Genomic DNA, 1,718 nt, shown 5'->3' on the forward strand with positions numbered 1-1,718 from the left:
TGTGCGTTAATCGCGCTCGCACGGGTCTGTAGGAGTGCAGTCGAGCGATCGGCTGCACGACCTAGACCCAACTCAACCCACTATCTTTTTCCTCGCTCCAATAAATCAAAGTTATATCAGAGGCTATCAATCCGTGCGCGCGAGGCAAATTACCGAGGACATGACGTTCAGCCGCTTCCATCTTATCACCCTCACCGATATGAATCCCCAGAGACAACAGGACGATTCGTTGATATAGTTTGAGCTGTTCGGCATAAATGAATAAAGCAGGACTTCATAAGATCTCCGATCACGTTTTCTGGATGCCACCTGCGAAACCAGACCGTCCCTCGCTTTGTGCGATCGTAGGTTTCGATATGGTGGTCGCGCTCGATGCTGGAGCTTCTAGCAATCATGCAGGCCAGTTTCTTGACCAGCTGTCAGTTTTGGGAATCCCCGACCCAAATTACATCGTATTGACCCACTGGCATTGGGATCATGTTTTCGGTGCGGATAGGATTGGAGGGCAGATTGTTGCACACCATAAAACCGCCAGGATTTTGACTGAACTATCCAAGCGAGATTGGAGTGATGCCGGGCTTAAGCAACAGATTGCAGACGGGCTCGAAACGAAAGAAGGAGCTATGAATATTGAGATTGAGCTCCCTTCTCCCCGTGATGTGAGAATTGCTCAAGCCAGCGTAATATTTCAAGATTCACTGGTACTGAGACTTGGCAATGTCTCATGCCAGATAAGGCATGTAGGAGGCGATCACGCAGAAGACTCCTCAGTAATATTTGTCGAACCTGATCGAGTGCTATTTTTGGGCGACTGCCTTTCCAGCTTTTTCTACTCTCCAAAGCCATACTACACAGTTAGACGATTGGCGCTATTGCTCGAAACTCTAGAAGAATTCGATGCCGACCTCTACATCGAAGGACACAATTCTAAAGCTCAAACGAAAGCAGAGTTTAGCGAAGATGTTTCGAAAATGCATTTGGCGCTAAGTGTTATTGAGGAGACTGGACCCGACGAGGAAAAGGCTTTTGAAAGAGCTAAGCTGGTGACCGGAAAATCTCCAGATGAGGACACATCCTACTACTTACGAGCATTGATTAACGGATTCGCCGAACAAGACTGCGGTCACCATTCCGACAGCTCCGCCGCCTCCATCGTGACATCTTAACGTTCTGCACAATGGGATTCGCGATTTTAGTTGGACTTGGGATGATTCTCGCGAGCTTGGTTATATGGGCGATACGGATAAAACCATTGGCTATTCGTAATCGACTGAATGTTAAGTCCGGCGCCAACTTAGGATGGTCTGTCTGGGCAGACTATACTGAAGTCAGTGAGTATCTTCGCGCCAACGGTAAGAAGGATCAGATGATTCGTCTGTTTTCGATTTTCCAGATTCTAGGCTTTTTTCTGCTCGTTTTCGGATTGGCTTCAGTGGTTAGTGCTGGTTAGAGCATCAGAAAGACTAGCCAAGTGGGAACACCTACGGCAGAACAAGACGCAGGGAAAAACAATTATTTTGCTCCGCGCTGGTGGCGATTTGGGGTTGAGGGATGATCGATTTGGTTCCAATTCATTTTAAGCTTCCATTACTGTTTTCACAGTCATCCCATAGGAACTCTAATTTTCCTGGACCACAGATCACGGGTATGCGGTCAATCAAGTGTTTTGTTGAATTTCCTTGAAATAGTTTTGTTTAAATTCGGTGCGATTGGCGTAG

The 1,718-nt window shown here is 47.1% G+C and carries 1 protein-coding gene; it reads left to right on the top strand.

The window, feature by feature from the left end; genetic code table 11:
* Positions 1 to 302: 302 nt before the first annotated feature.
* Positions 303 to 1,166, top strand: a complete 864-nt coding sequence (locus HRU10_15365; protein ID NRA28612.1) for an MBL fold metallo-hydrolase — start codon at positions 303 to 305, stop codon at positions 1,164 to 1,166.
* The last annotated feature ends 552 nt before the right edge of the window (positions 1,167 to 1,718 follow it).

Source organism: Opitutales bacterium, assembly GCA_013215165.1.
GTDB lineage: Bacteria > Verrucomicrobiota > Verrucomicrobiia > Opitutales > JABSRG01 > JABSRG01.